Annotated in this window: 19 protein-coding genes; 14 read left to right on the top strand and 5 right to left on the bottom strand. The window is 61.4% G+C overall.

Features of this window, described 5'->3' with window-relative positions:
- The first annotated feature begins 113 nt into the window (after positions 1-113).
- On the top strand, positions 114-1514 hold the full coding sequence (gene gabP, locus A0O30_RS21655) for a GABA permease (protein ID WP_105947945.1): 1401 nt from the start codon (positions 114-116) through the stop codon (positions 1512-1514).
- A 153-nt stretch (positions 1515-1667) separates the two neighbouring features.
- Here the strand turns inward: gabP and A0O30_RS21650 are convergent, their stop codons facing one another.
- Positions 1668-2138: an Lrp/AsnC family transcriptional regulator gene (locus tag A0O30_RS21650; RefSeq protein WP_105948028.1), complete on the bottom strand. Its 471-nt coding sequence runs from the start codon at positions 2136-2138 to the stop codon at positions 1668-1670.
- A gap of 168 nt (positions 2139-2306) precedes the next feature.
- Here A0O30_RS21650 and A0O30_RS21645 point away from each other — a divergent pair, with 168 nt between their 5' ends.
- Together A0O30_RS21645 and A0O30_RS21640 are read left to right on the top strand one after the other, a co-directional pair.
- Positions 2307-3560 (top strand): Zn-dependent hydrolase, encoded by a 1254-nt coding sequence (locus A0O30_RS21645; protein ID WP_105947944.1) that lies wholly within the window; start codon positions 2307-2309, stop codon positions 3558-3560.
- 75 nt (positions 3561-3635) lie between these two features.
- Positions 3636-4862 (top strand): diaminopropionate ammonia-lyase, encoded by a 1227-nt coding sequence (locus A0O30_RS21640; protein ID WP_105947943.1) that lies wholly within the window; start codon positions 3636-3638, stop codon positions 4860-4862.
- 166 nt (positions 4863-5028) lie between these two features.
- On the opposite strand, the gene A0O30_RS21635 is transcribed toward A0O30_RS21640, so the two are convergent.
- From A0O30_RS21635 to A0O30_RS21625, 3 genes are all read right to left on the bottom strand, one after another.
- On the bottom strand, positions 5029-6333 hold the full coding sequence (locus A0O30_RS21635; RefSeq protein ID WP_105947942.1) for an aspartate aminotransferase family protein: 1305 nt from the start codon (positions 6331-6333) through the stop codon (positions 5029-5031).
- A 119-nt stretch (positions 6334-6452) separates the two neighbouring features.
- Positions 6453-7949, bottom strand: coding sequence for a CoA-acylating methylmalonate-semialdehyde dehydrogenase (locus A0O30_RS21630; RefSeq protein WP_105947941.1), 1497 nt, complete (start codon positions 7947-7949; stop codon positions 6453-6455).
- A gap of 76 nt (positions 7950-8025) precedes the next feature.
- Positions 8026-9372 (bottom strand): aspartate aminotransferase family protein, encoded by a 1347-nt coding sequence (locus A0O30_RS21625; protein ID WP_105947940.1) that lies wholly within the window; start codon positions 9370-9372, stop codon positions 8026-8028.
- Positions 9373-9473: 101 nt separating this feature from the next.
- On the opposite strand from A0O30_RS21625, the gene A0O30_RS21620 reads away from it, so the two are divergent.
- The 11 genes from A0O30_RS21620 to A0O30_RS21570 all read left to right on the top strand — a co-directional run bounded on the left by A0O30_RS21620 (position 9474) and on the right by A0O30_RS21570 (position 20332).
- Complete coding sequence (locus A0O30_RS21620) at positions 9474-10394, top strand: LysR family transcriptional regulator (protein ID WP_105947939.1); 921 nt, start codon at positions 9474-9476, stop codon at positions 10392-10394.
- Between the two features lie 218 nt (positions 10395-10612).
- Positions 10613-11449: a transporter substrate-binding domain-containing protein gene (locus A0O30_RS21615; protein WP_105947938.1), complete on the top strand. Its 837-nt coding sequence runs from the start codon at positions 10613-10615 to the stop codon at positions 11447-11449.
- Positions 11450-11501: 52 nt separating this feature from the next.
- Positions 11502-12323, top strand: a complete 822-nt coding sequence (locus tag A0O30_RS21610) for an amino acid ABC transporter ATP-binding protein (RefSeq protein WP_105947937.1) — start codon at positions 11502-11504, stop codon at positions 12321-12323.
- A 10-nt stretch (positions 12324-12333) separates the two neighbouring features.
- Positions 12334-13005: an amino acid ABC transporter permease gene (locus tag A0O30_RS21605; RefSeq protein ID WP_105947936.1), complete on the top strand. Its 672-nt coding sequence runs from the start codon at positions 12334-12336 to the stop codon at positions 13003-13005.
- A gap of 10 nt (positions 13006-13015) precedes the next feature.
- The gene (locus tag A0O30_RS21600; RefSeq protein WP_105947935.1) at positions 13016-13681 is read left to right on the top strand and encodes an amino acid ABC transporter permease; all 666 of its coding nucleotides are present in this window, start codon (positions 13016-13018) and stop codon (positions 13679-13681) included.
- A gap of 28 nt (positions 13682-13709) precedes the next feature.
- The gene (gene dapA, locus A0O30_RS21595) at positions 13710-14585 is read left to right on the top strand and encodes a 4-hydroxy-tetrahydrodipicolinate synthase (RefSeq protein ID WP_105947934.1); all 876 of its coding nucleotides are present in this window, start codon (positions 13710-13712) and stop codon (positions 14583-14585) included.
- A 58-nt stretch (positions 14586-14643) separates the two neighbouring features.
- Positions 14644-15924, top strand: a complete 1281-nt coding sequence (locus A0O30_RS21590; RefSeq protein ID WP_105947933.1) for an FAD-binding oxidoreductase — start codon at positions 14644-14646, stop codon at positions 15922-15924.
- Entirely contained in the window at positions 15921-17402 is a 1482-nt protein-coding gene (locus A0O30_RS21585) for an aldehyde dehydrogenase family protein (RefSeq protein WP_105947932.1), read from the top strand. The genes A0O30_RS21590 and A0O30_RS21585 overlap by 4 nt, the downstream gene beginning before the upstream one ends.
- Before the next feature lie 10 nt (positions 17403-17412).
- The gene (locus A0O30_RS21580) at positions 17413-18432 is read left to right on the top strand and encodes a proline racemase family protein (protein WP_105947931.1); all 1020 of its coding nucleotides are present in this window, start codon (positions 17413-17415) and stop codon (positions 18430-18432) included.
- Between the two features lie 108 nt (positions 18433-18540).
- The gene (locus tag A0O30_RS21575; RefSeq protein ID WP_256589745.1) at positions 18541-19296 is read left to right on the top strand and encodes a GntR family transcriptional regulator; all 756 of its coding nucleotides are present in this window, start codon (positions 18541-18543) and stop codon (positions 19294-19296) included.
- 280 nt (positions 19297-19576) lie between these two features.
- The gene (locus A0O30_RS21570) at positions 19577-20332 is read left to right on the top strand and encodes an SDR family NAD(P)-dependent oxidoreductase (protein ID WP_105947930.1); all 756 of its coding nucleotides are present in this window, start codon (positions 19577-19579) and stop codon (positions 20330-20332) included.
- A gap of 117 nt (positions 20333-20449) precedes the next feature.
- Here A0O30_RS21570 and A0O30_RS21565 read toward each other — a convergent pair whose 3' ends face one another.
- Positions 20450-22339 (bottom strand): propionyl-CoA synthetase, encoded by a 1890-nt coding sequence (locus tag A0O30_RS21565; RefSeq protein ID WP_105947929.1) that lies wholly within the window; start codon positions 22337-22339, stop codon positions 20450-20452.
- Positions 22340-22362 lie beyond the last annotated feature (23 nt).

The following is a 22362-nucleotide window of genomic DNA, read 5'->3' as shown; positions in this document are numbered from 1 at the left end:
GAAGGCAAGCCTGCGCTAGCGCTTCACCCCACCGCACGATCTTTTTCAGCGCGTCGGGGGCCTTGCCTGCTGTACGGATTAGAACGCTCCAAGAACAAATAATGAGTCTATCCATGTCGAATACATCACTCGCTCCCGGCTTGAAGCAGCGCCATGTCACCATGCTTTCGATTGCCGGCGTCATCGGTGCAGGCCTGTTCGTCTTCTCCGGGCATGCCATCGCCAAGGCCGGCCCGGCCGTTATCCTGGCCTACATATTCACTGGCGCGCTGGTCGTGCTGGTCATGCGCATGCTGGGCGAAATGGCGGTCGCATCACCGGATACCGGTTCGTTTTCAACCTATGCCGACCGGGCCATCGGCCCTTGGGCCGGCTTCAGCATCGGTTGGCTGTACTGGTGGTTCTGGGTACTGGCCATTCCATTGGAAGCCATTGCTGCAGCGAACATCGTTCACACCTGGGTACCGGCGATTGATACCTGGATCACTGCCTTGGCCATGATCGTGCTGCTGACGTGCTCCAACTTCTTCAGTGTCGCCCGCTACGGTGAGTTCGAGTTCTGGTTTGGGCTGATCAAGATTGTCGCCATCATCGCCTTCATTGCGCTATGTGCAGCTGCACTGATGGGGCTGCTGCCCAATCGTGAAGTCAGCGGCATCGGGCAACTCATGGCCCAGCACGGCGGTTTCGCACCGAATGGATTGTCTGCGGTCATTGGTGCCATGCTGACCACCATGTTCAGCTTCATCGGCGCCGAAGTGGTGACCATCGCCGCTGCAGAATCGAAGAATCCCGCACGCCAGATCACCCGCGCCACCAACTCGGTGGTATGGCGCATCTGCGTGTTCTACCTGTTGTCGATCCTGATGATCCTGTCTGTCGTACCCTGGAACGATCCGCGCCTGCCAGAAGTGGGCTCGTTCCAGCGCGCTCTGGAAATCATGAACATTCCCAACGCCAACCTGGTGATCGACATCGTTGTCTTGCTGGCGGTCGCCAGCTGCATGAACTCCCAGGTGTACACCGCCTCGCGCATGCTCTACTCGCTGGCCAAACGCGGTGATGCGCCACGACTGTACAAGTACACCACCAACGCGAACGTGCCACTCGCAGCAGTAGCAGGCTCGACGGTGATCGGCATCGTGGCAACCTTCATCAATTACTTCGCCCCCGAAAACGTATTCAAGTTCCTGCTTTCTACCTCGGGTGCTGTCGCCCTGCTCGTCTACCTGGTCATCGCCGTCTCGCAGCTGTGCCTGCGCAAGAAGCTGATGGCCGCAGGCAAGCTGCCGGCGTTTCGCATGTGGCTGTTCCCGTGGCTGACCTGGGCAGTGATCCTGTTCATCAGCGGTGCACTGATCGGCATGTTCTTCATCCCGGCCTATCGCTCGGAGATCACGGCCACCGGGCTCCTGGCCGTGATGATCATCTGCCTTGGCCTGATCCACCAGAGAAGGACGCATGCCACAAACGCCCAGAATCATGAACAGCGTGCCGCGCTGTCTGAGCGATGAACGCGCCTGCAATGTCTACTGGAGATTCAAGACTCGGAAATCCGAACCGCCTTCGCCGCCATGGCTGCCGGCAACGACAACAATAACGGGTAGCAGCCAGGTTCAGCAGCACCGGACGGGGGCAACGACAGTTGCCCCCGTCTCATTCCACGCTCAATCTTCCAAGTCGGTCGGCACCACGAGCCCGGTTTTCACATTGCTCATTGAAACCAGTGTCTTGAAGCGCTTGACGTTGTTGCTTTGGAAAAAGAGCGTCCTGGTCAATTGGGTGTACTGCTCCATGTTCCTGACCAGCATGATGAGCACGAAGTCACACTCCCCTGCCACGTAGTAGCACTGTTGAACCTGCGGACACGCCATGAAAGTTCTTTTCATTTCGTCCAGCAGCTCCAACCGCTCACTTTCTACCTCGACCTCGGTGATGACGGTCAGCATGTAACCCAGGCTCGCAGGGTTCACCTGCGCCACCGTGCGCTGAATGACCCCTTCGCTGCCCAATTTCTTCAAGCGCCGGTTGACCGCCGCCGAGGACAGGCTCACCTGCTCGCCAAGCGCTATCTGGGATGTTGATGCATCGCGCTGGACCACTTCCAGCAAGGCACGGTCAAACGAATCAAGGCTCATGGTCAGCTCGTAATGAATCCAGTGGTTCATGCACTCAAACGCAATAAAACTACGCTAACAGGCACAAAATCAAGATTTCATACACTGTTAAAGGAATATCATTTTTCGGTAACCACAGAACAACAACGCGAAGTGGCGGCATCCGCCCTTCGCATTGCGGAGATAGGAATGAGCAATGTGCCTGGCTTGCAATTGAATGGTGCGAAGCTTCTTCAGCAGATCAAAACCTTGGGCGATATTGGTGTTGACCTGACCCAAGGTGGCAGGACGCGCATCGCGCTCAGCGATGCGGAAAAAGCGGGCCGTGATCAGTTATTGGCCTGGATGCGCGAGCTTGAACTGGACATTCAGGTTGATCGTATCGGCAACATTTTTGGCTCGCTCCGCTCAACAAGCGACACCGGACACGACCGCCCCTTCATGATGGGCTCGCATATCGACACGGTCACCAACGCCGGGGCCCTGGACGGCTGCTACGGTGTGCTGGCTGGGCTGGCCGTACAGCGTGCATACCGTGAAGCAGGCGTGCTGCCACCACGCACCATCACCGTGGGCGCCTTCACCAACGAGGAAGGCGTGCGTTACCAACCGGACATGATGGGCTCGCTGGTCTATGCCGGTGGCATGAGCGTTGAAGACGCCCTGGACACTGTAGGTACCGACGGCAGCCGCCTGGGTGATGAGCTTGCCCGCATCGGCTATGCCGGCGAGCTGGAACCAGGCGCCCTGGTGCCCCACGAATACCTGGAGCTGCACATCGAACAAGGCCCCATTCTGGAGGCGGAAAACACCTTGATCGGCGTGGTGGAAAATCTGCAGGGCATTTCCTGGCAACAGGTGACCGTAAAGGGCAATGCGAACCACGCGGGCACTACCCCTACTCACCTGCGTCACGATGCTGGCTATGTGGCCTGCGCCATCACCACCGAGTTGCGGCACCTCGCCAAAAGCAGTGGCACCACGCTCGCGACTGTCGGCTGCATGACCTTCGAGCCTGATGTGATCAACGTTATCCCGCGTCGCGCCAGCTTCACTGTCGACCTCAGGGACCCAGACGAAAGCAAACTGCTGAAAGCTGAACAACAGCTCGCCGCACGACTTGCAGAAATTGCCGAAGAGGAAGGCGTGTCGATTGAAACCGAGCAACTGGTGCGATTCCAGCCTGTGACCTTTGACCCATCCCTGGCAAATGCTATCGAAGACTCTGCCCGACGCTTTGGCTTCAGCCTGCGCCGCATGACTTCGGGCGCAGGCCACGATGCGCAGATGATCGCCCGCATTGCACCTGCCGCAATGATCTTCGTGCCCAGCCGTGGGGGCATCAGCCACAACCCCCGCGAGCATACTGACGACGACCAGCTGCTCAACGGTGCACAAGTGCTGCTGGATGTCGTCCAGCGGCGCCTCAACACGCCCCGCTGATCTCCCCTGCCCACCTGTGCCCGCCAGTGATTACCGGCGGCAGTGGCCCTACTTTGCCTGCCATTGGAGTCCGAAATGCTGTTAGCGAACCCGAACGTAACCCGCCAACCCTACCCTGATGATCTCAAGCGGATCATGAGCATCGCCAGCGCCAACGAAAGTCGCCAGTGGCTTGGCCAGTGGTCGAGCATCAATGCCAATGGCACGCCGCTGTATGACCTGCCGGGGCTTGCCAGTGAGCTGGGCGTCGCGCAGGTATGGGTCAAAGATGAATCGGTGCGTTCGCAACTGGGCAGTTTCAAGGCGCTTGGCTCCCCGATCGCCTTGGTGCGCCTGATCATGCGCACCTTCGCCGAGCGCCAGTTCAGCGCTGCAGACCTGTTTGCCGGCAAGCATGCAGCCGAACTGGCCAACTTCACCGTCATCAGCGCGACCGATGGCAACCACGGACGTGCATTGGCTGCCGCAGCCCAGAGTATTGGCTGCGGCTGCGTGATCGTGCTGCATGCCAACGTCAGCGTCGAGCGAGAGACCGCCATCGCGGCCTATGGCGCACAAATCGTGCGCATCACTGGCAACTATGACGAATCCGTCGAGGAAGCGGCCAGCCTGGCGGAGCGCAACAGCTGGCGGGTGGTATCTGACACCTCGTACGAGGGCTATCAGGATATCCCCAGGGATGTCATGCAAGGCTACGGCACCATTCCCGCTGAGATCATTGAAGACCTGCAAGCTCAAAGCACCCCGCAGCCGCCGTTTACCCACGTATTCCTGCAAGGCGGTGTGGGCGGCCTGGCAGCGGGTATTGCCAGCTACCTGTGGGAACACTTTGCTGAGCAACGCCCTACCTTCATCGTTGTTGAGCCGGCGCAAGCGGACTGCCTCTATCAAAGCGCAAAGTCCGGCAAAGCAGCCAAGGCAACCGGCTCGGTGGATTCTGTCATGGCGGGCCTGGCCTGCGGTGAAACCTCCCCTCTGGCCTGGCAGTTCCTGCAGCCATGCGTCGACTTCTTCATGACCATCGAGGATGACGAAGCCGTGGCATCGATGAAGCGACTGGCTCAGGGCAGCCAGCAAGACATTCCGCTGGTGGCGGGTGAGTCGGCGGTAGCAGGCCTCTCTGCCCTGACCCGCCTGATGCGCACCCCCAGCCTGGCTGCTGACGTCAGGCTCGATGGGCAATCGCGCGTGTTGCTGATCAGTACCGAGGGTGCAACGGCCCCAGGCGTTTACGAAGAACTGGTGGGCGAGTCGAGTGACTCGGTACTGAAGCGTCAAGTGGGCTGGCTATCCCGCACCTGATGCGCCGCCCTGAGCTTTACCGGGCAAGCGCAGCAGAAAGGTGCGATACCCATGCAAGCGCCAAAGCCAGGCTTAGCCTGGCTTTGGCTTTCAGGAATAAAAAGGCCGCCCAGCGTGAAGGCGGCAAATGTCTCAAGCCGAAGCCTTCGACAGTGGTGAGAAGCTGTCAGCCCAGCACGGAACCGATGACGTCATCCAGGATAGCGATACCGGCCTCGACTTCTTCAGCCGTGATGATGCAAGGCGGCGCCACGTGGATGCGGTTTTCGACCACGAACGGCAGCAGGCCGCGCTCCATCAGCTTGTTCTTCAAGGCGAGCATGGTCTGCGCGGCCAACGGCGCACGGGTCGTCTTGTCGCTGACGAATTCCAGGGCCCAGAACACACCGGCGCCACGGACTTCGCCAATGGCCGGGTGACGCTGCTGCAGTTCACGCAGACGCGGGCCCAGCTGCTTTTCGCCGATTTCCTGGGCGTTCTCGACCACGCGCTCTTTGCGCATGGTGTCGATCGACGCGACAATCGAGGCCATGGCCAGCGGGTGGCCGGAGTAAGTCAGGCCGCCTGGGAAGAAGTGGGTGTCGAAGTAGCTGCTCAGTTGCTCCGAGATCACCACACCTCCGACAGGTACGTAGCCCGAGTTCACGCCCTTGGCAAAGGTGATCAGGTCCGGCACCACGCCGTAGTGCTCGAAGGCGAACCACTTGCCCGTGCGGCCGAAACCGGCCATCACTTCGTCGAGGATCAGCATGATGCCGAACTCGTTGGCCAGTTCGCGCACGCCTTGCATGTAAGCGGCCGGGGTCACCAGCACACCGGCGGTACCCGGCAGGCTCTCCAACAGAATGGCAGCGATCGAGTTCGCACCTTCGCACTCGATCACACGACGCAGGTGACGCAGGGCGCGCTCGGTTTCTTCAGCCCCGGTCTGGGCGTTGAACTCGCTGCGGTACAGGTACGGGGTGAAGAAGTGCACGTGGCCACGGGCGTACTCGTTCGGCACGCGGCGCGGGTCACCGGTGGCAACAATCGCCGAACCGGTGTTGCCGTGGTAGGAGCGGTAGGACGACAACACTTTGTCACGACCGGTGAACAGACGCGCCATGCGGATCGCGTTTTCGTTGGCGTCAGCGCCACCGTTGGTGAAGAACACTTTCTTGAAGCCGGCCGGGGCCTGCTCGATGATGCGCTTGGCGGCTTCACCGCGCATCAGGTTGGCCGTTGCCGGGGCGATGGTGGTCAATGCGCCGGCTTGTTCCTGGATGGCCGCGATGACCGCTGGGTGCTGATGCCCCAGGTTGGTGTTGATCAGTTGGCTGGAGAAGTCCAGGTAACGCTTGCCGTCGTAATCCCAGACCGTGCTGCCTTCGCCACCGGCGATCACCAGAGGGTTGAGTGTGCCTTGGGTAGACCACGAGTGAAATACGTACTCGCGATCAAGATCTTTAACGTATTGGTTGGTAATCGCCATGATACTTGTCGACCTATTAATGAAGTGAGCCAGACGCTTGAAGCGTGACGAACGCCTGCGCCATCGCGGTTCTCCGTCAGAACAGTGAACGGCGCAGGCATTCGAACCAAGGGCTTGCCTTAGCTGTTGCTAGGGAAAGCGAATTGAGCGGCCTCATGGCTGGTGCGTTTCGGCCAGCGTTGGGTAATTGCCTTCTTGCGGGTGTAGAAGCGCACACCGTCCGGGCCATAGGCGTGCAGGTCGCCGAACAGCGAACGCTTCCAGCCGCCAAAGCTGTGGTAGCTCACCGGTACCGGCAGCGGCACGTTGACACCGACCATGCCGACTTCGATCTCGTCGCAGAACAGGCGCGCCGACTCACCGTCGCGGGTGAAGATGCAGGTGCCGTTGCCGTACTCATGGTCGTTGATCAACTTGATCGCCTCTTCCAGGCTGTTCACGCGGACCACGCACAGCACCGGGCCGAAGATCTCTTCCTTATAGATGCGCATTTCCGGGGTAACGCGGTCGAACAAGGTGCCGCCCACGAAGTAGCCGTCTTCGTTGCCTGCCACTTTGAAGCCACGGCCGTCCACAACGACCTTGGCACCGGCGGCAACGCCGTCATCGATGTAACCCAGCACCTTGTCACGCGCAGCCGCGGTGACCAGCGGACCCATGTCCAGGCCGCAGGAAGTGCCGGCACCGATCTTCAGCGCCTTGATCTGGGGTTCGAGCTTGGCAATCAAGGCGTCTGCCACCTGGTCACCGACGCACACGGCCACCGAGATCGCCATGCAGCGCTCGCCGCACGAACCGTAGGCAGCGCCCATCAGTGCGCTGACGGCGTTGTCCAGCTCGGCATCGGGCATCAGTACCGCGTGGTTCTTGGCGCCGCCCAGGGCTTGTACGCGCTTGCCGCGCCTGGTGCCTTCGGCATAGATGTATTCGGCGATCGGGGTAGAACCGACGAAGCTCAGGCCCTTCACTTCAGGCGCCTCGATCAGTGCATCCACTGCTTCCTTGTCACCGTGCACCACGTTCAGCACGCCATTTGGCAGGCCGGCTTCGTGCAGCAGTTCGGCGATCAGCAGCGTCGAGCTTGGGTCGCGCTCGGACGGTTTGAGGATGAAGCAGTTACCGCAGGCAATAGCCAGTGGGTACATCCACAGCGGCACCATGGCCGGGAAGTTGAACGGGGTGATGCCGGCGACCACGCCAATGGGCTGCAAGTCGCTCCAGGCATCGATATTCGGGCCGACGTTGCGGCTGTATTCGCCCTTGAGGATCTCTGGGGCGGCCGAGGCGAATTCGACGTTCTCGATGCCACGCTTGAGTTCACCGATGGCATCTTCAATGGTCTTGCCGTGCTCTTCGCTGATCAGCTGGGCGATACGCTGCTCGTTCGCCTCCAACAGTTGCTTGAAGCGGAACATTACCTGCGCGCGCTTGGCGGGCGGGGTGTTGCGCCAGGCCGGGAAGGCGGCTTGGGCCGAGTCGATGGCCTTTTGCACGGTGGCGCGGCTCGCCAGGCCCAACGTGTGGATAGCCTGGCCAGTGGACGGATTGAACACATCCGTGGTGCGGGCGTCGTCCGCGATGTGCTCACCATGGATCAAGTGCTTGATAGTTGCCATCTTCTTTCCTCGAGCTTGGTGACAAGCGGTCTATTTGTTGTATTAAGGAAGCTCCCGTCGCATGAGAGCGTGCTGATCAGTCGATACCGTGCAAGGCTTCGCCTACGGCATCGAACAGGCGATCCAGTTCCTGGGGTTGGGTGTTGAACGTTGGGCCGAACTGCAGGGTGTCGCCGCCAAAGCGCACGTAGAAACCTGCTTTCCACAACGCCATGCCCGCTTCGAACGGGCGAATGAGCGCATCGCCATCCCGTGGCGCAATCTGCAACGCACCGGCCAGGCCGCAGTTGCGGATGTCGACGATGTGTCGGCTGCCCTTCAGGCCATGAATGGCTTTCTCGAAGTGCGGTGCCAGTTCCGCCGACTGCTGAACCAGGTTGTCCTTTTCCAGCAGGTCCAAGGTGGCCAGGGCAGCTGCGCACGCAACCGGGTGGGCCGAATAGGTGTAACCGTGGGCGAACTCGACCGCGTATTCGGGAGACGCCTGGTACATGAAGGTGTTGTAGATCTCGCTGGAGGCAACCACGGCGCCCATCGGGATGGCACCGTTGGTGACCTGCTTGGCGATGTTCATCAGGTCCGGCGTGACGCCGAAGTACTCGGCACCGGTCATGGTCCCCATGCGCCCGAAAGCCGTGATGACCTCATCGAAGATCAGCAGAATGTCGTGCTGGTCGCAGATCTCGCGCAGGCGTTGGAGGTAGCCTTGCGGCGGCACGATGACACCCGCCGAGCCGGACATCGGTTCGACGATAACTGCCGCGATGTTGGAGGCATCATGCAGCTCGATCAGCTTCAGCAATTCATTGGCCAAGGCCACGCCGCCCGTCTCGGCTGTCCCCTTTGTAAAGGCCTGGTCTGGCTGCAAGGTGTGCGGGAGGTGGTCTACATCCATCAATGGGCCGAACATCTTGCGGTTGCCGCCAATGCCACCCAGCGAGGTGCCTGCTACGTTCACGCCGTGGTAACCACGGGCACGCCCAATCAGCTTGGTCTTTTGAGGCTGCCCTTTCAGGCGCCAGTACGCGCGGGCCATCTTGACAGAGGTATCGGCGCTCTCGGACCCCGACCCCGTGAAGAATACGTGGTTGAGATTACCGGGTACCAAAGCGGCAATCTTCTCGGCCAGCTGGAACGACAAGGGGTGGCCATACTGAAACGCTGGCGAGTAATCCAGGGACACCAATTGCGTCGCGACCGCGTCAGCAATTTCCTGCCGGGAATGGCCCGCCCCACAGGTCCACAATCCCGAGAGGCTATCGAACACCTCACGGCCATGCTCATCGATCAGGCGATTACCTTTGGCACCCACGATGAAGCGTGGGTCTTTCTTGAAGTTCCGATTGGAGGAGAACGGCATCCAGTGCGCTTCAAGCTGGAGGCCACTGGCCAAGGAGAGAGGTGTCTGCAAGGCCTGGTTCATGACGGTAATCCTGAGCGTGGAGTGATGGGCCTAGCTTGTGCTGGAAAGTCATGTGCGATAAATCTATATTTTCTTGCACTCAGTTATTGGAAAACTCACGCATGACCAAGAAGACACCCCTGCATCAGGTAAGTGATTTTGATCTCAGGCTGCTGCGGGTTTTCAAAACCGTCGCCGAATGCGGCAGTTTCTCTGGCGCCGAAAGTGCGCTGGGCATCACCCGGTCCGCCATCAGCCTGCACATGGGCGACCTGGAAAAACGCCTGGGGATGCGCTTGTGCCAGCGGGGGCGAGCGGGCTTTGCGCTTACCGACGAAGGCCGTGAGGTGCTGCGCGCCAGTGAAACCGTGCTGGTGGCCATCGAGGGCTTTCGCAGCGAAGTGAACCAGATGCACCAACAGTTGCGCGGCGACCTCAACGTCGCGATCGTCAACAACCTGGTCACCCAGCCGAAGATGCGCATCACCCATGCGCTCAAGGCCGTGCGCGCCGAGGGCAGCGGCGTGCGCATCAACCTGAGCATGAGCACCCCCGGCGAAATCGAGCGCGGCCTTCTGGATGGCCACCTGCACGTCGGCGCAGTACCGCTGATTTCGCCCCTGTCAGGCCTGGACTACAGCCTGCTCTACGAGGAACGTTCAAACCTGTATTGCAGCCACGAGCATCCGCTGTTTGCCCATGCCGCCAGTGTCACCGACGAACAACTGGCTCAGGCCGATGCCGTGGTGCCGACCTACCGGATGACCGCCGAGGCGATCGGGCTGCACCAACTGCTCAACTTCGGGGCTTCGGCGACTGACCGTGAGGGGATCGCGTTTCTTATCCTGACCGGCAGCTACATCGGTTTCCTGCCCGATCACTATGCCGCCACCTGGGTGGAAAAAGGCATCATGGCAGCGCTTGACCCCAACCGCCTGTACTTCGATGCCAAGCTCGCCATCGCGACCCGCAAGGGGCGCCGTCCGAACATGATCCTTGAGCGTTTTCTCAACGAATTGCAGTTGACCAGCAGTCCCGCCTAGCTTCGCCCCCTCCTCCCCGGTAGCGCCCTTCCCAATCACTTTTTGCAGGTGATCGGGGGCGCTTTGCTTCAAAAAATTCTTTCAGGCGTGTTGACAGCTTGCGCAGAGTCACAATAGCCTGAATGCATTGCTGCACACATTGCGGCACTCAAATAAAATACAGCGATTCGTTTGCTTGCTCTTCTGCCTACAAAAACAAATTACCGGAGAGATTCAACATGGCACGGTCCCTTTCACGCAAAGTCAGCACCGGCGTTGCATGCCTTACCGCAGCCCTGGCGTTGCTGTCGCAACCTGCGGCGCACGCCGACACGCCAACCTGGCAAAACGTCCAGAAAGCCGGCGTACTGCGGTGCGGCGCAGCTGTCGCAGCCCCCTATGTGATGCGCGATCCGGCTTCAGGCCAATACAGCGGCTACTTCGTTGATTTGTGCCGCGACTTCGCCGAGAACGTGCTCAAGGTCAAGGCACAGTTCGTCGACACCAGCTGGGACAACCAGGTGGCCGGCCTGCAGAGCGGCAAGTGGGATATGGCCATGGCACTCAACAAGACGCCTGAGCGTGCAAAAGCCGTGGCCTTCTCGACTCCGGCCACTGACTACCAGGTTTCATTGCTGATCAATGAGAAGAACCCGAAATTCAGCGGTGCCGGTAACGCCATCACTGACTTCGACAAGCCTGGTGTCACCATCGCGGTCATCTCCGGTACCGCAGCAGACAAGGCCGTTACCGCCGCTATCAAGAACGCCACGCTGATGCGCCTGCCAGGCTCGGATGAAACGCGCATGGCGCTGATGTCGCGCCGCGCTGACGTACTGGCCGACGCCAACGACACCAACCATCTGTTCGCCATGGCCAACAGCTGGGTCAAGGAAGTGCTTCCTGTCCCCGCCATGGCCAAGCAAGGGGTGTCCTTCGCCCTGGCCCATGACACGCCTGCTGCAGACCTTGCCCAGCTCGATGCCTACCTGACTCAGCGTCGCGAGTCGGGCGAGATCGACAAGCTGGTGGACAAGGCCGCCGCCGAAATCATCGCGGGCGGCAAAGCCCAGTAACTCCAGCGGACATATAGAGGGCCTCGCAGCAGGCCCTTCGGAGACGACTGTAATGACCACTCCTCATTTGGTGGCTTCCCAGCCACAGGCTTCGCTCACCCCGAATTCAGACATGAACGGCAATTTCATCCAACTGCGCAGCGTGCGCAAAGCCTACAGCGAGCAGCTGGTGGTCATGGACCAGATGAACCTGGACATGCGTGCCGATGATCGCCTCGTCATCATCGGCCCATCGGGCAGCGGCAAAAGCTCGTTGCTGCGCGTACTGATGGGGCTCGAAGGCATCCAGGGCGGCAGCATTCAGTTCCAGGGCAAGCCTTACATCGATGGCGCCCGCAAACAGGGCAAGCCTCTGGATGAAGCCTTGCACAAGCAGATCGGCATGGTGTTCCAGCACTACACGCTGTTTCCGCACCTGTCGGTACTGGGCAACCTGATTCTGGCCCCGGTCAAGGTGCATGGCCTGAGCAAGGCCGAAGCGACCGAAAAAGCCCGCGCCTACCTCGCCCGGCTGGGCCTGGAAAGCAAGCTGCACGCCTACCCGTCCCAGCTTTCTGGCGGCCAGAAGCAACGTGTGGCGATTGCCCGTGCGCTGATGCTCGAACCGCGCCTGATGCTGTTCGATGAAGTGACTTCGGCGCTGGACCCGGAAATGGTCATCGAAGTGCAGAACGTGATGATGCAACTGGCCGAGCAAAAGATGGCGATGATCATCGTCACCCACGACATGCACTTTGCCCGCCATATCGCCACCCGCGTGGTGTTCTGCGCCAACGGCAAGGTTGTCGAGCAGGGCCATCCCGAACAGATCTTCACCCACCCCAAGGAAGCCCGCACCCGCGAGTTCCTGGAAAAGGTCGTGCATTTCGACTGAGGGCACTGCCATGAACTATCAATTCGACTTCCATTTCCTCAGTGGCACGTTCCCGGCGTTGCTCGACGGCCTGAAAGTGACGCTGGAACTGGCGCTCGTTTCAAACCTGATCGGCCTGGTCTGCGGCTTCCTGCTGTGCCTGATGACCCTCAGCCGCTGGTTCTTCATCCGTTGGCCGGCGCAGCTGTTCATCGAGTTTTTCCGGTGCACCCCGGCACTGCTGCAGATCGTCTGGTTCTTCTATTGCGTACCGATGCTGTTCAACGTGTTCATCGACCCGATCGCCATGGGCTTCCTGGCATTGGGCCTGAACCTCACCGCGTTCAACGCCGAGGCTTATCGGGCAGGTGTGCAGGCGGTGCCGCGCGAGCACCTGGATGCTTCCATCGCGCTGGGCCTGAAGGCGTGGCAACGCACGCTGTACGTGATTCTGCCGCAATCGCTGCGCAGCGCACTGCCGGTGCTGATCACCAATGGCATCGGCACCCTGCAGCAAAGCGCACTGGTGGCCATCGTCGCGGTGGCAGACCTGATGTACGTGGGCAAGAGCCTCGCCACCGAGGCGTACCGCCCGCTGGAAACCTACACCCTGATCGCCCTCATCTACTTCGCCATGTCGCTGCCGATCGCGCAGCTGGTGCAGTGGTTCGAGCGGCGCCAGGAACTGGCCGGACAGCGCTGAGGAAATCACCATGCCACTCGATTTTTCGGTTGTGCTGGGCTACTGGCCCGTACTGCTCAAGGGCCTGGCCCTGACCCTGGCCTTCACCGGTCTGTGCGCCCTGTTCGGTAGCCTGCTTGGTTTTGCCGTCAGCCTGCTGCGCCAGGTGAAACTCAAACTGGTGCGCCTGCCGCTGACCCTCTATGTGGAGTTCTTCCGCGGTACGCCCTTGCTGATCCAGCTGTTCTGGGTGTTCTTCTGCTTCCCGGTGGTATTCGGCCTGGACATCCCGCCGTACGTGTCGGTGCTGATCGCCTTGACCCTGTACATGGGTGCAATCACCAGCGAGACCTTCCGTGGCGCACTCAAGTCGATCGCCAGTGAACAGCATGACGCCTGCACCGCGCTGGGCCTGACGTCGAGGGTGAAGGTGCTCTACGTCATCTTCCCGCAGGCCCTGCTGCGCTCGGTTCCGCCGCTGTTGTCGAACATCGTCAGCCTGTTCAAGGAGAGCGCTTTGATCTCTTCGGTGGGTGTCGCTGACTTGATGTTCGTCGGCCAGAACATTTCCAACAGCACTGCCCGCCCGGTCGAGTTCCTTTCGGCCGTGGCGGTCATCTATTTCCTCGTGGCCTTCCCGCTGACCCGCCTGGTCGGCGTGGTCGAAGGGCGCCTGCTGCGCCGCTACGCCTACTAAACCTCCCTTGATAACCTGGAGAACCACCATGAAACTCAATGGCATCCTGCCCGCTCTGGTCACCCCGTTCGACGCCGCTGGCAAAGTCGACCACGACACCCTGGCCTCGATTCTCGAGCACCAACTCAAAGCCGGCGTCAGCGGCTTCGTTCCGCTGGGTTCGACCGGTGAATACTACGCCCTGACCAATGAAGAGCGCCGCCAGATCCTGGCTACCGTCAAGGAAGTGGTCGGTGACCGCGGCACCCTGATCGCCGGCGCCAACGGCTCTTGCACCCGCGAGGTGCTGGAGCAGATCAAGCAGACCGTCGACGCCGGCTACACCAACCTGCTGATCGCCCCGCCGTACTACGCGCTGCCATCCCAGGAAGAGCTGCTGGCCCACTACAACACCATTCTCGAGACCTTCCCCGAGATCAATGTTGTGCTCTACAACTACCCGATCCGCACCAACGTCGAAGTGGGCATGGACGTGATCGCTGCGCTCAACGATCACCCACGTGTGGTCGGCATTAAAGAAAGCAGCGGCAACCTGTTGCGCGCCATCGAGATCGGTGAAAAATACAAGGGCATCCAACTGTCCTGCGGTTCCGACGACCAAGCGCTGGACTTCTACCTGTGGGGCGCCGACAGCTGGATCTGTGGCCCAGCCAACATCTTCCCGGAGAAGGTCGTTGCCTTCCACAAAGCCTTCACCAGCGGCGACATCCGTGGCGCCCAGCAAGTGATGCGCAGCCTGTTCCCGGCCATGGCCAACCTGGAAAGCGGCAAGTTCGTGCAGAAGGTCAAGTACGGCGCAGAGCTGGCCGGCTTCAAGGTCGGTAACGCACGTGCACCGCTGCTGCCGCTGACCGACGAAGAGAAAACCGAGTTCCGCAAGGTGTTCGAAGCTTCGCAGCAGTAAGGCTACACGGGGCCGCCCTGCGGCCCCTTCGCCCCCTCTCTTGATACGAGACAGACCCATGAACACCCCACAATCGTCATCGCAGAACGCCGTAGTCATCGGCGGCGGTATCGTCGGTGTCTGCTGCGCGCTGTACCTGCAGCGCGAAGGCCACAAGGTCACGCTCATCGACCCCGCCGCACCGGGCGACAGTACCGCCAAGTGGAGTTGCGGTCAGATGGCGGTCAGTGAAGTCATTCCACTGTCCAAGCCGGGCATCCTGATGAAGATCCCGGGCTGGCTGCTGGACCAGAAAGGCCCCCTGGCCCTGCGCCCGAGCGCGCTGCCGGGCATCCTGCCCTGGTTCCTGCGTTTTCTGGCCTGCGCACGTTCGTCGAAGATCCATGAGATCGCCGAGGACATGGCGCGCCTGACCCAACATGTCTACACCGACTATGCCCCGTTGCTGGATGCCTGCGCGGACAAAACCTTGCTGGGCGACCGCCCGATCCTTGAGGTGTTCGACTCGCCAGCAGGTCTGGCCCACGAACGCCCGCACCTGGAACTGCGCAAGCAGTTGGGCTTCAAGTCCGAAGAGCTGGACGGCGCCGCCATCGGCGATCTGGAGCCGGCCCTGGCCGGCAAGTTCCAGCATGGCCTGATGTTCCCTGACTGGCGCGCCGTCAGCGATACCGAGGGTTTCATTGCCGCACTGACCGAAAGTTTCATCGCCCAAGGTGGCGTGCGCCTGCGTCAGAAAGCCGTGAAAATCGATGAGAACCACGACCGCGCCAGCGGTGTGACCCTGGCCGACGGCACCCGCCTGCCAGCCGACCACGTCGTGGTGGCTGCCGGTACTGGCGCACGTCCTTTCTTCGACACACTGGGTGTAAACATCCCGTTGGCCGGCATCGCTGGCTACCAGGCCGTGCTGCCCACCCCTGACGTGGAGATTCGCCACTCGGTGATCTACGCCGATGGCGGCTTCTGCTTCGCCCCGATGACCCGCGGCCTGCAGATCGGCGGCACCATCGAGTTCGCCGCCCCAGGCGCCGAACCCAACTTCAAGCGCGCCGAAATCATCATGGAAAAAGCACGCCGCGTACTGCCACAACTCAACACCCAGGGGATGGAGTTCGGCGTCGGCTACCGGCCGTTCCTGCCTGATACCAAACCGGTCATCGACCGTTCGCCCCGCCTGAAAAACGTGATCATGGCCTTCGGCCACGGCCAGCTCGGCCTGACCCTGGGCGCCACCACCGGCCGCCTGGTCGCTGACCTGGCTGCAAACCGTACACCGGCACAAAACCTGTCCGCATTCAGCGCTCGTCGCTTCGCCCTTATTGGAGGTACTGCATGAACCGCTACGACCAGTTCTACATCAATGGCCAATGGGTCAGCCCTGTCCAGGGCGGCAGTTTCAATTCGTATGACCCGAGCGACGAAAGCCTGATCACCAGCGTGGCATCGGGTACCGAAGAAGACATCGATCTCGCGGTCAAGGCTGCCCGCGCCGCTTTTGACGAGGGCCCGTGGCCGCGCCTGAGCGGTGCCGAGCGTGGTGAGTACCTGCGCAAGATTGCCGACGGCATCCGTGCCCGCCAGGAAGAGCTGGCCGAACTTGAAGTGCGCGACAACGGCAAGCCGTTCCCGGAAGCCATGTGGGACATCGGCGACACTGCCGGCTGCTTCGACTTCTACGCCAAACTGGCCGAGGAACTGGACCGCCACCGCGAGAAAGACGTCGCGCTGTCCGATGACCGCTTCAGCTCCATCGCCCGCAAGGAGCCGATCGGTGTTGCCGGCGCCATCGTGCCGTGGAACTTCCCGATGCTGATGGCTTCGTGGAAAATCGCCCCTGCGCTGGCCGCCGGTTGCAGCATCATCCTCAAGCCCGCCGAGCAAACCTCGCTGACCGCACTGGAACTGGCCCGCATCGCAGATGAAGCCGGCCTGCCAGCGGGTGTGCTGAACATCGTTACCGGCCCAGGCTCCAAGGTCGGTGCCGCCCTGACCGCGCACCCCGGCGTGGACAAGCTGGCCTTCACCGGCAGCGTGCCGGTCGGCAGCCGCATCATGCAAGCCGCCGCGCAGGACATCAAGAATGTCACCCTGGAGCTGGGCGGCAAGTCGCCGTTCGTGATCTTCGCCGACAGCGACATCGAAAAGGCCGTCGAGTGGATCATGTTCGGCATCTTCTGGAACAAGGGTGAAGTCTGCTCGGCCACTTCCCGCGTGCTGGTCGAACGCTCTGCGTACGAACCACTGCTGGCGCGCCTGGCCGAAGAAACCCGCAAGATCAAGATCGGCAACGGCATGGAAGAAGGCGTACTGCTCGGCCCGCTGGTCAACCGCAGCCAATACGAAGGTACACTGCAAGCCATCTCCCGCGGCCTGGAAGAAGGCGCCCGCCTGGTGTGCGGCGGCGAACGCCCGGCGCACCTGGACAAAGGCTTCTACCTGCAACCAACCGTGTTCGCCGATGTGCCGGAAGACAGCTGGATCTGGAACGAAGAGATCTTCGCCCCGGTCGTGTGCATCCGCCCGTTCGACACCGAAGAAGAAGCGGTCAAGTCGGCCAACAACTCGCGCTTCGGCCTGGGTGCCGCAGTCATGTCCAAAGACATCGAGCGCTGCGAACGCGTCGCGCGCAAGTTCCGCGCCGGTATCGTCTGGATCAACTGCTCGCAGCCAACCTTTACCGAAGCACCGTGGGGCGGTTACAAGACCAGCGGCATTGGTCGCGAGCTGGGCGAATGGGGCCTGAACAACTACCTGGAAACCAAGCAGATCACCCGCTACGACAGCGAACAGCCTTGGGGCTGGTACATCAAGTGAGGTAACACCCATGCGTTGGAAACAGACGCTTCAGCTGGCTGAGGTGCACTGCGAAGGCGAGATCGGCAAGGTCATCACCGGGGGCGTCATCGGCGTCCCGGGTGCCACCATGCTCGACAAGATGAACTACATCAACGACGTCGACGACAGCCTGCGCCGCCTGGTGACGCTGGAGCCGCGTGGCTGCCTGCAGATGTCGGTCAACTTGCTGCTGCCGCCCACTCGCCCCGAGGCCCACGCAGGCTTCATCGTGCTGCAGGCCGACAAGGCTCACCCTATGTCGGGCAGCAACTGCATCTGCGTCGTCACCGCCCTGCTCGAACTGGGCATGGTGCCGATGCAGGAGCCAGAAACCACCGTGGTGCTCGATACGCCTGCAGGCCTGGTGACCGCTCGCGCACAATGCGCGGACGGCCGCTGCCTGAACGTGTCGCTGGACATGGTACCGGCCTTTGTCGAGCATCTGGACCTGGCCATCGAGACCGAAGCCTTCGGCACGATCAAGATCGACGTGGCGTTTGGCGGTGTGTACTACGCGCTGATCGACGTCGAGCAAGTCGGGCTTTCGATCGCACCGGAAAATGCCCGGCAACTGGCCGATGCCGGTGTAGCGCTGAGGGAAGTGATCAACCGGCAACTGAACATCCAGCACCCCTTGCTTCCATCGGTAAAAGAGGTGGCGTATGTGATGTTCCGCAACCGACTGGATGATCGCACCTACCAGACCTGCACCACCCTGCCCCCAGGCCGGGTCGACCGCTCGCCCTGCGGGACCGGCAGCTCGGCCAACCTGGCCACTCTGGCGGCACGTGGCAAGGTGCAGGCCGGGGACCACCTGGTGTCACGCTCGACCATCGGCGGCCAGTTCCAGGTCGCCCTGCTCGGCCATACCGATGTCGCCGGCAAACCGGCGGTATTGCCACGCGTGACCGGGCGGGCCTGGCTGTATGGCCTTCAACAGTTGGGCGTCGATCCAGACGACCCGCTCGGCGCAGGCTTCATGCTCAGCGACACATGGGGAGAAGGCTGACCACAGCGCCCCTGCAGCCGCGCCCAGACACGCTGGGCGCGGCTTTTTGAACGCAGTGACCGCTCCCCTTGCGGTACCGATTCATCGGGCGGCGACAGGAGTTGCAACATGACAAGGCCCGGCCTGTATGATGAAGGCCAGAGCCAACGAGACCTGATGATGACTAAAGATAACGATAAAGAAAGTGGTGTACGTCGCCACAGTGGGCGCTACATCTATGAAGAACTGCGCAAGCAGATTCTCACCCTGAAGCTCAAACCCGGGGTACAACTGGACGAAGTGTCCCTTGCCGCTCAATTCGGCCTCTCCCGCTCCCCTGTGCGGGATGCACTGGCTCGGCTGATCACTGAGGGCCTGGTGGTCATCCTGCCAAACCGTACAACCTTGGTTACACCCTTCGAGATCGAAGAGTTTCCAAACTACATCTCCGCGCTGGACTTGATGCAACGTGCAGTCACTCGCCTGGCGGCCATTCAACATCGTCCGGAAGACCTCGAAAAAATCCGCCAAGCCGATGCCGAATACCTCAAGGCAGTGACATCGGGCGACTTCCAGTCCATGTCGGAGTTGAACAAGGCCTTCCACATGGCCATTGCCCACGCCGGGCGCAACCCTTACTTCATCAATTACTACGAGCGCTTGCTGGGAGAAGGCCAGCGACTGCTTCACCTGCACTTCGACCATATCGTAAGTTCGGCCAGCACCCACAAACTGGGGCGCGACCATGACGAAATCATCGATGCCATCGCAGCACGCGATGCCGATGCCGCAGAAGCTGCTGCGCATGAGCACACCATGCTGTTCCAGCGGCGTTTTCTGGACTACATGCAGCAAAATCTTACTGCGCGCATGTCGGTGGCCTAAGCAACTGTCTTGGCCAGGTCACGTATAGGTGCCCCGCACTTCCAAAGTACGTACCGATAATTATCACGGCCCCTCACAGCGTTTATCCGGCGTTCCACCCAGATTGATCATCATTTGGTCGATGGCTCGCTGGTGCCCGCTGTTTCATTGAGCAACCCAATACTTCGTACTTCGCCTGCTCGAGTCAGTTGACAGGTTGCTGCATAAGCCGATAGCTTTGCACGCAGCACTGCACACAAAAACAAAACAGACACCAATCAACGCTCACCGGGAGTCCGGAATGAACAGATTCGAGAACAAAGTTGCGATCGTGACTGGAGGCGCTGGCGGTATCGGCTCGGCCATCGCGACGCGCCTTGCAAGCGAAGGTGCTACCGTCGTGGTCAGCGACGTCAACCTGGCAGCGGCACAGGACGTAGCCAGCGCGATCGAGGGCTCCGGTGGCAAGGCAATTGCCTTGGCAGCTGACATCGGTTCGGGCGAGGCTTGCCGTGGGCTGGTTGAATCGGTTGTCGCCAAACTCGGGCGCATCGACGTCCTGGTCAACAATGCCGGTATCAACCGCCGCGGGAGCCTTCTGGCACTGAGCGAGGACGATTGGCACACCAGCTTCGCCATCAACCTGGACTCGATGTTCCACCTGTGCCGCGCAGCACTGCCCGCCATGATCGAGCAGGGTGCCGGCGCGATCGTCAACACGGCCTCGCAGTGGGGCCTTTACCCCGCACCTCGCCACATCGCATACAACGTCACCAAGGCAGCTGTCGCTTCGTTCACCCAGAACCTGGCGCGCGACTACGCCCCTCTGAACATCCGCGTGAACGCGGTTTGCCCAGGCGAGATCCACACACCGATGCTCGAAGCAGGTGTACTCAGGTCGGGCCGGACCATTGCTGATCTGGACAAGATGGTGCCCTTCGGGCGCATCGGCAAGCCTGAGGAAGTCGCTGCACTGGTTGCCTTCCTGGCCTCCGACGAGGCGGCCTTCATGTGTGGCTCGCTGGTTGAGATCACAGGCGCACAGGCCGTAGCCTGACAGACCCGCGCCCTGTCGCAACCCGGGCGCAGGCATCACTCAACCACTGAAGGCCCTGGATATCCGCCCTTGCGACCCGCTTGGGCGACCGGGCGAAGCATCCGGCGGATGCGGGCCTTAACCCGCCCTGGGCAGATCCGCCAGCACCCCCTCGATCTCCCCCAGCACCGCCGGGTCATCCAGGGTCGAGGGCGGCACATACTCCTGCCCGTCGGCAATCTTGCGCAGCACCGCCCGCAAGATCTTCCCCGACCGCGTTTTAGGCAAACGCTTCACCCGCCGAACCCGGTTGAAACAGGCCAGCGGGCCGATTGCCTCGCGCACGCTGCCCACCAGGTCCACCAGCAACTGCGCCTCGCTGATGCCCTCGCCGTCCTTGAGCACAACGAGCGCCAGCGGCACCTGCCCCTTGATCTCGTCATGTACGCCAATCACCGCGCACTCGGCCACCGCCGGGTGACAGGCCACCAGGTCTTCCATTTCGCCGGTGGACAGGCGGTGCCCGGACACGTTGATCACGTCATCCGTGCGCCCCATGATGTAGACAAAGCCATCATCGTCCAGGTAGCCGCCATCGCCTGTGTGGTAGTAACCCGGATAGGTGCGCAGGTAGGCCTGCAAGTAACGCTCGTGGTCGCCCCATAGCGTCTGGCTGCACCCGGGCGGCAACGGCAGCGCAATGACAATCGAGCCTTGGTGATTAGGCCCCAGCAAGTGGCCTTCGTCATCCACGACACGCACATGGTAGCCCGGTACCGCCCGGTTGCTTGAACCCGGCCTGGCCGCGCTGCCTTCCAGCCCGACGCAGGGGGCAGTGACCGGCCAGCCGGTTTCGGTCTGCCACCAATGGTCGTGCACCGGCTTGCCACTGACCCGCTCCAGCCATTCATGGGTGCTTGAGTCGAGCTTCTCACCCGCCAGGAACAGCTGGCGCAGCGAGCTGAGGTCGTGCTTGCGGATCAGCTCGCCCTCCGGGTCTTCCTTGCGGATGGCACGCATGGCGGTGGGCGCACAGAACAGCGCATTGACTTTGTATTGCTCCACCACCCGCCAGTAGGCCGAGGCGTCCGGGGTGCGAATTGGCTTGCCTTCGTAGAACACCGTGGTGCAGCCGCTCATCAGCGGCCCGTAGACGATCAGCGAATGGCCGACCACCCAGCCCACGTCGGAAATGCCCCACCACACATCGCCGGTCTGCATGCCATAGATATGGCGCATGGCATAGCACAGCGCCACAGCATTACCGCCGTTTTCCCGGACGATACCTTTGGGTTTGCCGGTGGTGCCCGAGGTGTACATGATGTACAGCGGGTCACCGGCATCCAGTTCGACCGGGGCGACCGGCGTGGCGCCGGCCAAGGCCGCCTGCCAGTCCAGGTCGCGGCCTGGCTGCAGTTCAGCTTGTGCCTGCGGCCGTTGCAGCACCAGCACATTGCGCGGCTGGTGCCGGGCCAGTTGCAGGGCACGGTCGACCAACGGCTTGTAGGCAATCACCCGGTCGAACTCCAGCCCGCAGGATGCCGTGAGCAACAGCGTCGGCCGGGCGTCATCGATGCGCAGGGCCAGCTCGTTGGCGGCAAAGCCACCGAACACCACCGAGTGCACCGCACCAATGCGCGCGCAGGCCAGCATGGCCATGGCCGCCTGCGGCACCATGGGCATGTAGATGATCACACCATCGCCCTTGTTGACCCCCAACTGGCGCAGCAAGCCGGCCAGGCGCGCCACTTCGTCGCGCAACTGGTTATAGGTGTAGGCCTGCTGCACGCCCGTCACCGGCGAGTCGTAAATCAGTGCCAGCTGCTCGCCACGGCCCTGCTCGATCTGGTGATCGAGTGCCAGGTAGCAACTGTTCAGGCGGCCATCGGCGAACCAGCGGTGGGTCCCGTCGGCGTTGTCTTGCAGGGTAAGGGCAGGCTTGCGGTGCCAGGCCAGGTGCGCGGCCTGTTCCGCCCAGAATGCGGCAGGGTCGGAAATGGAATGGGCGTAGCTGTGCTGATAGCTCATAGCGAAAGGAACCCGGTACTTGT

The organism is Pseudomonas sp. LLC-1 (assembly GCF_002992185.1).
GTDB classification, from domain to species: Bacteria; Pseudomonadota; Gammaproteobacteria; order Pseudomonadales; family Pseudomonadaceae; genus Aquipseudomonas; species Aquipseudomonas monteilii.
Note: the sequence above shows the minus strand (reverse complement) of the source record. Positions and strands in the feature narration are given on the sequence as shown.

Excerpts from the sequence above, each read along its gene's own strand:
- gabP (WP_105947945.1), top strand. The coding sequence starts at position 114 with ATGTCGAATACATCACTCGCTCCCGGCTTGAAGCAGCGCCATGTCACC.
- A0O30_RS21650 (WP_105948028.1), bottom strand. The coding sequence starts at position 2,138 with ATGAGCCTTGATTCGTTTGACCGTGCCTTGCTGGAAGTGGTCCAGCGC.
- A0O30_RS21645 (WP_105947944.1), top strand. The coding sequence starts at position 2,307 with ATGAGCAATGTGCCTGGCTTGCAATTGAATGGTGCGAAGCTTCTTCAG.
- A0O30_RS21640 (WP_105947943.1), top strand. The coding sequence starts at position 3,636 with ATGCTGTTAGCGAACCCGAACGTAACCCGCCAACCCTACCCTGATGAT.
- A0O30_RS21635 (WP_105947942.1), bottom strand. The coding sequence starts at position 6,333 with ATGGCGATTACCAACCAATACGTTAAAGATCTTGATCGCGAGTACGTA.
- A0O30_RS21630 (WP_105947941.1), bottom strand. The coding sequence starts at position 7,949 with ATGGCAACTATCAAGCACTTGATCCATGGTGAGCACATCGCGGACGAC.
- A0O30_RS21625 (WP_105947940.1), bottom strand. The coding sequence starts at position 9,372 with ATGAACCAGGCCTTGCAGACACCTCTCTCCTTGGCCAGTGGCCTCCAG.
- A0O30_RS21620 (WP_105947939.1), top strand. The coding sequence starts at position 9,474 with ATGACCAAGAAGACACCCCTGCATCAGGTAAGTGATTTTGATCTCAGG.
- A0O30_RS21615 (WP_105947938.1), top strand. The coding sequence starts at position 10,613 with ATGGCACGGTCCCTTTCACGCAAAGTCAGCACCGGCGTTGCATGCCTT.
- A0O30_RS21610 (WP_105947937.1), top strand. The coding sequence starts at position 11,502 with ATGACCACTCCTCATTTGGTGGCTTCCCAGCCACAGGCTTCGCTCACC.
- A0O30_RS21605 (WP_105947936.1), top strand. The coding sequence starts at position 12,334 with ATGAACTATCAATTCGACTTCCATTTCCTCAGTGGCACGTTCCCGGCG.
- A0O30_RS21600 (WP_105947935.1), top strand. The coding sequence starts at position 13,016 with ATGCCACTCGATTTTTCGGTTGTGCTGGGCTACTGGCCCGTACTGCTC.
- dapA (WP_105947934.1), top strand. The coding sequence starts at position 13,710 with ATGAAACTCAATGGCATCCTGCCCGCTCTGGTCACCCCGTTCGACGCC.
- A0O30_RS21590 (WP_105947933.1), top strand. The coding sequence starts at position 14,644 with ATGAACACCCCACAATCGTCATCGCAGAACGCCGTAGTCATCGGCGGC.
- A0O30_RS21585 (WP_105947932.1), top strand. The coding sequence starts at position 15,921 with ATGAACCGCTACGACCAGTTCTACATCAATGGCCAATGGGTCAGCCCT.
- A0O30_RS21580 (WP_105947931.1), top strand. The coding sequence starts at position 17,413 with ATGCGTTGGAAACAGACGCTTCAGCTGGCTGAGGTGCACTGCGAAGGC.
- A0O30_RS21575 (WP_256589745.1), top strand. The coding sequence starts at position 18,541 with ATGACAAGGCCCGGCCTGTATGATGAAGGCCAGAGCCAACGAGACCTG.
- A0O30_RS21570 (WP_105947930.1), top strand. The coding sequence starts at position 19,577 with ATGAACAGATTCGAGAACAAAGTTGCGATCGTGACTGGAGGCGCTGGC.
- A0O30_RS21565 (WP_105947929.1), bottom strand. The coding sequence starts at position 22,339 with ATGAGCTATCAGCACAGCTACGCCCATTCCATTTCCGACCCTGCCGCA.